Source organism: Sphingobacterium paucimobilis HER1398 (assembly GCF_000416985.1).
GTDB lineage: Bacteria > Bacteroidota > Bacteroidia > Sphingobacteriales > Sphingobacteriaceae > Sphingobacterium > Sphingobacterium paucimobilis.
The window spans coordinates 39,876-48,710 of record NZ_ATDL01000008.1 but is presented as its reverse complement, the minus strand read 5'-3'; the positions used below and the strand labels follow the sequence as shown (position 1 = coordinate 48,710).

Sequence of the window (8,835 nt, the reverse complement as noted above, 5' to 3'; positions counted from 1 at the left end):
GTTACGAATGGCAGCGGCTGTTCTACCGTTGTTACGAAAGATGTTACTGTAAACGCATTACCGGTGGTTTCAGCGATCACCGGATCAAACTCAGTCTGTATCGGCAGTACAGTTGCTTTGAGCTCAACGCCAACAGGCGGGGTTTGGAGCAGCAGCAATACATCTGTTGCTACTGTCTCTACAAGCGGTGTTGTTACCGGAGTTTCTGCAGGTACGGTTACGATCAGCTATAGCGTTACGAATGGCAGCGGCTGTTCTACCGTTGTTACGAAAGATGTTACGGTTATTCCACTTCCTTCAACTCCTAATACTACAAATACATCAACCTATGTTGGTGCGCCAGGTATTGCTTATGACGCAACAGCTAATCCTGGACACACCTTGGTTTGGTATTCTGATGAAGAGGGTACAAGCATCATTCCTAAGCCATCTGTTTCTACAGCTGCGCAAGGCACATTTATAGCCTATGTTGCACAACAAAATGATGTTACGGGATGTATTAGTGAGATTGTTTCTGTCCTTGTCACGGTAAAACCAGTTCGGGTCGAGGTGACAAAAACAGTTGATCAAGACAATATTAATGCTCCGAAAGTATTGAAATATGAAATTAAGGTTAAGAACACCGGGGAATTTAATTTGTCTAATGTACAAGTACTAGACGAGTTAGAACAGTCAGGCGTAAATAACAACATTCCTCTTGTTATTGGTTCGGCTGTACAGACAGGTGGAATACCGAATAATAATATTCTAGAAATTGGTGAAACATGGACATATAAGTTCGAATATACGGTAAGTCAATCTCAAATAGATAATGGTAACACTTTGATAAATCATGTGTCAGTTATTTCAACAGAGATGCCAGAACCGACTGTTGATATCGCAACAACAACTATAACAAGAAATGCTGGAATAAGTATCACTAAGAAACATAATCTGGGAACTAGCAATGACTGTTTTGGCTTGAAGGTTAATGACAAGATCACTTATACCTTCACAGTTAAGAATACAGGTAATGTTTCATTGAATAGTCTGAACGTAACTAGTACACTGTCGCCTAGACTGGGTAATATTACGTCAACGGGACAGGGAGCGTTGTTGCCAGGAGCTACACGTGAGTTTACAGCAGAGTATATCATCGACCAAGTTGATATCAATAGAGGTTTTATAAGCGGTTCTGCCAAAGTCGTTGCTAACACTCCAGCTGGACAGATTACAGGAGCTGTGGGAGGTAAAGTTGAAATTCCTTCCGATGAAGTGAAAGTTGCTATCTGTCAAACTGGTAAGGTGTCTATTGAGAAGACGGTAGACAAACAAGAAGTATCTAGAGTCGGAGAAGAGCTGACTTATACCATAAAAGTAACGAATACAGGTAATATTGATCTAGAAGATGTTACCGTTGAAGATGCTATGTTGGGACTTAATGAGGTTATCGACTTGATGGTTGGAGAGGTGAAGACGTACACTTTGAAGTATGTCGTGACTTATAATGATCTTCTGAAGAAATCATTGGACAACATCGCATCGGCTACGTTGAAAACTAACGAAAAAGTCACTGATGAAACCTCCACTAGCGTTAAATTTGATCCTGAGATAAGCATTGTGAAGAGCGCAGATAAGAGTGAGATTACTTTCTTGGGTGAATTGATCGAATACACCATTGAAGTAACCAATACGGGTACTGTCGATTTGGTTAGTGTCGTTGTTACCGATCCGATGTTCCCAAGTTTTACCGGTTCCGTAGGTAATCTAGCGATTGGCGAAACTCGGAAGATTGATCTTACCTATGAGTCTGTCTTGGCAGATATTATCCGAGGAGAGATCACCAACACAGCACGTGTAGAGGGTACAGTAGGTGGCGTGACGAGATTGCGATCATTCAATCCTACAACAGGTGTGATAGAAAAGCTCTCTAACGAGGTCTTGGTCAAAGTGGTGTTTAATAATGTGCTTGAAGTAACTAAGGATGCTGATAAAACGGAAGTCAACAAGGAAGGTGAAGTGATCACTTATACCATTAAGGTCGCTAACAAAGGAAACTATGACCTTACCGATGTGGTGGTGAAAGATCCATTGACTGGTATGATGGAGACAATTGGCAATATGGCTATCGGAGCAGAAAAGACGTTCAAAACGACTTATAAAGTAAGACGCTCTGATTTCGATAACGGTAGTATAGTGAATGAGGTAATTGCGACAGGTAAAGACTTGGCCGGTGGACATTTAGAGGGACGTGCAGAAAGAATAGTGGGAATAGCGAGAATGCCTTTCTTCATCCCTAACGTATTTACACCAAATGATGACGGTACGAATGATACGTTTGAAATTGAAGGAATCGAAGCCTTCGACCGGACGGAAGTAATCATCTTGAACCGTTGGGGTAACGAGGTCTACAGAAATAATAATTATCGAAATGAGTGGACCGGCCAAGGACTTAACGAAGGGACGTACTTCTATATCGTGAAGACCATAAAGGGCACGAAAGAAGATTTGTATAAAGGTCATGTACTAATCAAAACACGCTAAAGCATAAGGTCATGAACAAGAATAATATCAAGAAAAGACTAGTATTGTTACTGATGGGCGTAACCTGTTTTGTAACAGCACAAGCACAGCAGAATATACAATTTACGCAGTATATATTCAACTCATTGAGTGTAAATCCGGCCTATGCGGGGTATAAAGAAGAGTGGTTTGCACAGGTCGGACTCAGAAGTCAATGGACGGGCTGGGATGGCGCTCCAAAAACCGGTAGTATTTCTATTGATGGGGTCTTAGATCCTGTCAATAGAAGACACGGTGTCGGTCTACAGATTACGGCGGATGGACTCGGGGCGCAGTCTGCAACCTCTATATATGCCAACTATGCATTACGTTTACAACTTGATCCTGAGGATACCAAACGACTCAGTCTAGGGGTTGCTGCTGGAGTCACCCAATATGGGTTGGATGGTGCCAAGCTCGATCCAGTCACTAAAAAGGATCAGGTACTTCCAGACGGAAAGCTTTCGACTTGGGTGCCAGATGTGAGACTGGGTGCTTATTACACAACTCCCAAAATATATGCAGGAGTAGCGGTACATGATCTTTTCTCTAATGCTGTGGATAATGATCAATTTGTATTCAATCAGAATTCCCTGGAAAGTCTTTATAAAAATGTCAGTCTCTATGTAATTGCAGGAGGATTGATTTCTTTAGAGGAAGGGCTGCATTTAAGACCAAGCCTTTTGGTAAAGGATGATTTCAAAGGTCCAACGGCCCTTGATGTCAATGCTATGTTTATTTTCAATAATAAATTCTGGATAGGGGGAGGATACCGCACACGTGCTAAGATCTTTGACAGGAAGTACTATGATAATTCGCCCGCGAAGCTTAGTTCACTCAACTCTGTACAAGGGGTTGCACAATTCTATGTAACACCCAAATTCAGAATAGGCTATTCCTACGATATTATGTTGAACAGAATGCAGGGATTGCAGAGTGGCACACATGAAGTGACATTGGGTATCACATTCGATCGCCCGCTGAGACAGATATTAAGTCCAAGGTTCTTTTAAAACTTACTAGAATGAAATGTCGACGATTGAAAAGAATCTAGACATTCCATGTTGCCTTTAAAAGATAAATTAAATAGATATGAAATATAACCGTATATTCTTAAGCCACTATTTCGTATTGGGATTAATGTTCCTTACGACTACGGTTTGCGCACAAGAACAGTTAAGTCTACAAGCAAAAGCAGATTTACTTTTTGAGAAATATGAGTACTATAATGCAGCCCTGTTATATAGTAAACTAAGTGATTCCAAAAAAGTTAAGACAAGAAATCTTGAGCGCCTCGCAGAGAGTTATGCACAGATTAACAACTATGACCTCGCCGAAAACTGGTATGCACGTGTTGCACAGCGATCAGATTATAATAAGAAATCTCTCCTGCAGTACGCTAATGTTCTCAAGCAAAACGGGAAGTATGCAGAGGCAAAAACGATGTACCAAAGATATATAGCAGAGCAAGGGGACGATGACTTTGTAAGTATTGCCCTACAAGGAGCAGACTCTGCTGCACGATGGATAGCTAATCCGCACAAAGTGGATATTCTTCCCTTTAGTGATGTTAATACCCCGCTTTCTGAATTTGGGATGATAGCGACAGCGAATAAACTTTATTATGCAGGCGAGACAACCGATATCACTGTTGGTAAGTCCGGAATGACTGGACAGTCGTTTCTTCGACTGTTTTCAAGAGATAAGAATGGGACGGGGAAAGGTACTATGGTTACAGATGGGGGGATCAATCAAGCGAAATATCACGTAGGACCAGTCGCGAGCAACAAAACCGGCGATAAACTATATGTAACCCGTACTAACCCAGACAAAGAGGTACAGAAGTATCGTAAAGAGGGGCAGAAATGGTCACGCTCTACCTTGGAGTTAATGGTGTATGAAAAGCAGGGTAACGAATGGAAAGAAACGGCTTTCCCCTTCAATAATGTAAAAGAATACTCGCTCGGACATGCCGCATGGAGTGAGGAACAAAATAGACTGTATTTTGCTTCCGATATGCCTGGTGGTTTAGGAGGTGTCGATATTTGGTTTTGTGACCTGCAGAAAGACGGTACTTGGGGAAATCCTGTAAATGCCGGAGCAGAAATCAATACCAAATATGATGAAATGTTTCCCATGATATTTGGGGACAAGTTTTATTTTTCCAGTAATGGCAGACCCGGTATGGGGGGCTTGGATATATTTGAAGCCAATGTAAAGCAGGGGAAAATTGCACAAGTGAAAAACATGGGATTCCCGATCAATAGCGCGTCAGATGACTTTGCTTATTTTGTGCAGGAAGATGATACGATGCTACAGAAAGGATTTCTTTCTTCCAATAGAAGTGGAGCTGGAGGTGACGATATTTATTTTTATGCGGCCAAGAAACCTGTATTTAAGATCGTTATTCAAGGGAAAACATTCAATAAAAAGTCTCGTGAACTACTGGCGGAAACAAATGTTACTTTGTTCGGTGATAAGAGAAATATGTTAGCAAAAAGCCAAAGTGATGGGAAGGCTGAATTTGCATTTGATGTAGACAAGAATACAGCATATCAGATTCTGGGAGAACGATCGGGATATTATGCCGATTCTGTAATGGTGTTCACGAAGGTGCCGACAAGAGATACCGTATACCAAGTAGCCTTATATTTGGAACCGATAATGGAAGTCGGTCACAAATTCGTTCTCGAAAACATATATTATGATTTTGATAAGTATAACATTCGAAAAGATGCGGCCGTCATCTTAGACCAGCTGGTTAGAACGATGCGTGATAACCCAACGTTGCGTATCGAACTGTCTAGCCATACAGATAGCAGAGGCACACATCGATATAATGATGTATTGTCCCAGCGAAGAGCAGAAAGCGCAGTGGACTATATCGTCTCTAGAGGTATAGAACGGGATCGACTTGTAGCAAAAGGTTACGGCGAACGCAGGTTAGTCAATCGCTGTGCAGATGGTGTCAAATGTTCTGCTGCAGAACATCAGGCAAATAGAAGAACGGAAGTCGAAGTCTTGTCTTATTAGAGACTGATAATAGCCCAATGTCTACCCATTTTTGGGTATATTCAGCAAAAGTAGCTGCTTTTGTAGTTGTATCGCTACAAATTGATAGCTACTTTTGCTGATGTCATTTTCCTTTGATTTCTTTGTCTTGTAAATCTATTACCAGACTAAAAGTGAAACTGTTATATTCTCTTTGGATTCATGCTTTTCTGCTCGTGGTTTTCTGTACAGAAGCACAAGGAGAGGTAAATCCTTATGAAGAATTACGAACCTTAAAAAGTGAGTTCGTAGCATTTAAAGCGTTCTCCATTTTACGTACTGATTTACAACTGCAAGAAGCGGATTCAGTCCTTAAGAATATCGAGTTTATACATAAACTTGCCAAAGAAAAAAAAGACGAGAACCTCATCTGCGTCTATTACGAAATGTTAGGACATTACTTCTCCCTTCGGTATGATAGAGTGAATAATCTCGCGACGATGAATCATGAGAAAGCCATCCAGTTTGCACAGGAGAACTCATTGAACGAGCAACTTTTTCGACAAAATTTTAGCTTTGGGAATTATTACTATACTTATTTTAAGTATGCAGATGCTTATCGTTACTTTAGACTGTCACTATCTGTCTTAGAAAAACTTGACGAAAACAAAGTAGCCAATATTTGGCAGTATTTTATTACATTGTCACGTTATTTCTATGATATCAAAGAGTATGATACAGCGTCGCATTTACTTGAAAAGACACTTGCATACAATAATAAGCTAGCTCCAAGAGAATTATTTGATGTTATTAATACCTTAGGATTGATTGCGCTCCACACCGGAAAGACTGACGAATCACTTGGGTATTTTAAAAAGGTACTCGAAAAATCAAATGCTGTAATGGACTCCGCATGGATGGGGATAGCTTACGGAAATATGGGCAATGTATACGCACAGCGGCATGACCTGAGTAAAGCATTGGAATATTTTAAACTTGATTATACTTATAACAGTCAGCCTTCTGGTGACTTGATATCAGGGTTGATCGCTTTGAAGAGAATGGCGGAAATACAGTTCCAGCAAGGTGATTTTGAACAGTCATTGGCAAATATTGATATCTATCTCACTAAGATGGAGAAGAAGCCTGTACGATATGAAAGCCTAGTCGAAGCCTACGATTTAAAAGCCAGATTATTGGATACCTTGTCTATAGAGGATGGACAGTTAGTAACTCTGAAAGAAGCGACTAAGTATAATAGACTGTTGTCTGCATTGCACAGTAGTTCTTCTATCGAAATGGCAAAACTCGAAGATGAAAAGGCTAATTATAATCAATTCTATCAAGAATCTAGACAGTATAAAAGGTTAAGTATCTTACTCGTTATTACGCTGGGAGTTGCTGTTTCAGTGTTCTTCCTTCTTTTGTATAAAAAGAGTAAGCGTAGAATAGAAAGGTTAGAAGTTGTGAAAACGGAAGAGGAAGAAGAAGAATACTGCCCGTTGGTGATACTGAGTGATAAACGCTTTCATAGTGAGGATACAAATAGAAAGGTACAGATAAGTCTGGAACTTAGACAATTGTTGTCCGGTAATCTGATGAATAATCGCAATTGGGAAAAATTTAAGGTTGCTTATCTAAATAGTTTCCCCTGTTTCTTCAGTGATATGATGGACAAATATCCAGAGTTGACAGATTCGGATTTACGCCTATTGGCTTTGATTAACCTCAATTTGTCTAATAAAGAGGTCGCTGACAAGCTATCCGTATCTTTGGATGGAGTTAAAAAGGCAAAGCAGCGTCTTAAGAAGAAACTAAATGAACATATTGTCTATAACTAGACAATAGCTTTGTCTGTCCGCTATATTTGTCTAATTTCGTGTTGAAGTGACTATTTATTCAATATGACGGAAATTAACTTACACGGCACACTATCAGGACATCAAAATCCTATCTATACATTAGAGGTTGACGCAGAAAAACATATCTTGTATTCTGCTGGGAATGACAAGGGAATAGTGGAGTGGGACTTGACTCAGCTCAAGTTTAACCGAATACTTTGTGCGGTTCCTGCTTCTGTATACTGTCTTAAAGTTATACCAGGGACGGACTGGATCGCTGCTGGAATGCGTAATGGAGAGATTTTTATTATTCAACGTACAGATCCCAAATTAATAGCTAAGTTAAATGTAGAAAATGGAGCTGTTTTCAGCATTCAACTGTTAGCAGCAAAAAATGAAATTATTGCCATTGGTGAAGAAGGCAAGGCTTATGTTTGGAGTCTGGATACATTCAGTTTGCTCTATACTTTTAACGTATCCAAGGAAACGGTTCGAACGATGGCAATCTCCGCAGACGAAAAAGAAATAGCTTTTGGGGATAAGAATGGTATGGTGTATGTCCATGATGCCAATGATTTTAATCGGATGACAGCGTTGAAAATCCATGATATGGCAATCTCAAGTATGTTTCTGGCTGCAGATTATTTGTATACGGGAGGGCGAGATGCTCGTATGTACAAATTGTCTTTTCCTGCATTACAAAAAGAAGCCGAGGTAACCCCACATTTCTTTACCGTGTACGGGATATCGGCTCTGTCGCAAAACTTGGTCACTGTTAGCAGAGATAAAACCATTAAAATATGGGATAGGGATTTTCGTCTGTTAAAAAATATCTCTAGAGACAAAGGAATCGATTCGCATCAACTCTCTATCAACAGTCTTGCTTATGACAATGAAATCAAACTGCTTTGTACGGCAGGGGATGATAAGCTGATAAAAGTTTGGTCCATCGTCTAAAAGCTTTTTCAATCCTAATCTTGTTAGGATTGAAAAAGCATATCGATAATCTCTGTAAGATATTTTTTATCGATAAGGTCAAAGGCGTTCAACAGATCACTATCCACATCTAATACAGCGACGACCTCATCATTTTTTAGTATGGGAAGAACGATTTCAGATTTAGATAATGAGCTGCAAGCGATATGTCCGGGAAAATCTTCCACATCAGGGACAATCAGTGTTTGCTTTTGTGCCCAAGCGGCTCCGCATACACCTTTGTTAAATGCTATTCGTGTACAAGCGACAGGGCCTTGAAATGGCCCCAATACGAGTTGTTCTTCTTTAACTATGTAAAAACCCACCCAAAAAAAATTGAACTGCTCCTTTAAAGCCGCAGCTACGTTGGCTAGGTTAGCAATCTCATCCGATTCCCCTGTTAGTAGTCCCTTGATCTGAGGGATCAGGCTCCTGTATTTTTCTTCTTTATTCCCGTTGTTTATCGTAAGATCTTCTGCCATTTTTT

At 40.2% G+C, this 8,835-nt stretch carries 6 protein-coding genes; 5 read left to right on the top strand and 1 reads right to left on the bottom strand.

Annotated elements, in window-relative coordinates:
* From M472_RS29730 to M472_RS29710, 5 genes are all read left to right on the top strand, one after another.
* Positions 1 to 2,523, top strand: a 2,523-nt coding sequence (locus tag M472_RS29730; protein WP_021069517.1) for a T9SS C-terminal target domain-containing protein, incomplete at its 5' end; no start/stop codon positions are given.
* Between the two features lie 11 nt (positions 2,524 to 2,534).
* The gene (locus M472_RS29725) at positions 2,535 to 3,554 is read left to right on the top strand and encodes a PorP/SprF family type IX secretion system membrane protein (protein ID WP_022829295.1); all 1,020 of its coding nucleotides are present in this window, start codon (positions 2,535 to 2,537) and stop codon (positions 3,552 to 3,554) included.
* A gap of 79 nt (positions 3,555 to 3,633) precedes the next feature.
* A complete protein-coding gene (locus M472_RS29720; protein WP_021069515.1) occupies positions 3,634 to 5,574 on the top strand; it encodes an OmpA family protein in 1,941 nt (646 codons plus the stop codon).
* A 152-nt stretch (positions 5,575 to 5,726) separates the two neighbouring features.
* Positions 5,727 to 7,373 carry a tetratricopeptide repeat protein gene (locus M472_RS29715; RefSeq protein WP_021069514.1) on the top strand — a complete coding sequence of 549 codons (1,647 nt, stop codon included), beginning with the start codon at positions 5,727 to 5,729 and terminating at the stop codon, positions 7,371 to 7,373.
* Between the two features lie 63 nt (positions 7,374 to 7,436).
* Entirely contained in the window at positions 7,437 to 8,330 is an 894-nt protein-coding gene (locus M472_RS29710) for a WD40 repeat domain-containing protein (protein WP_021069513.1), read from the top strand.
* A 23-nt stretch (positions 8,331 to 8,353) separates the two neighbouring features.
* Here the strand turns inward: M472_RS29710 and M472_RS29705 are convergent, their stop codons facing one another.
* Entirely contained in the window at positions 8,354 to 8,830 is a 477-nt protein-coding gene (locus M472_RS29705) for a GAF domain-containing protein (RefSeq protein WP_021069512.1), read from the bottom strand.
* Between the last annotated feature and the right edge of the window lie 5 nt (positions 8,831 to 8,835).

Excerpts from the sequence above, each read along its gene's own strand:
- M472_RS29725 (WP_022829295.1), top strand. The coding sequence starts at position 2,535 with ATGAACAAGAATAATATCAAGAAAAGACTAGTATTGTTACTGATGGGC.
- M472_RS29720 (WP_021069515.1), top strand. The coding sequence starts at position 3,634 with ATGAAATATAACCGTATATTCTTAAGCCACTATTTCGTATTGGGATTA.
- M472_RS29710 (WP_021069513.1), top strand. The coding sequence starts at position 7,437 with ATGACGGAAATTAACTTACACGGCACACTATCAGGACATCAAAATCCT.
- M472_RS29705 (WP_021069512.1), bottom strand. The coding sequence starts at position 8,830 with ATGGCAGAAGATCTTACGATAAACAACGGGAATAAAGAAGAAAAATAC.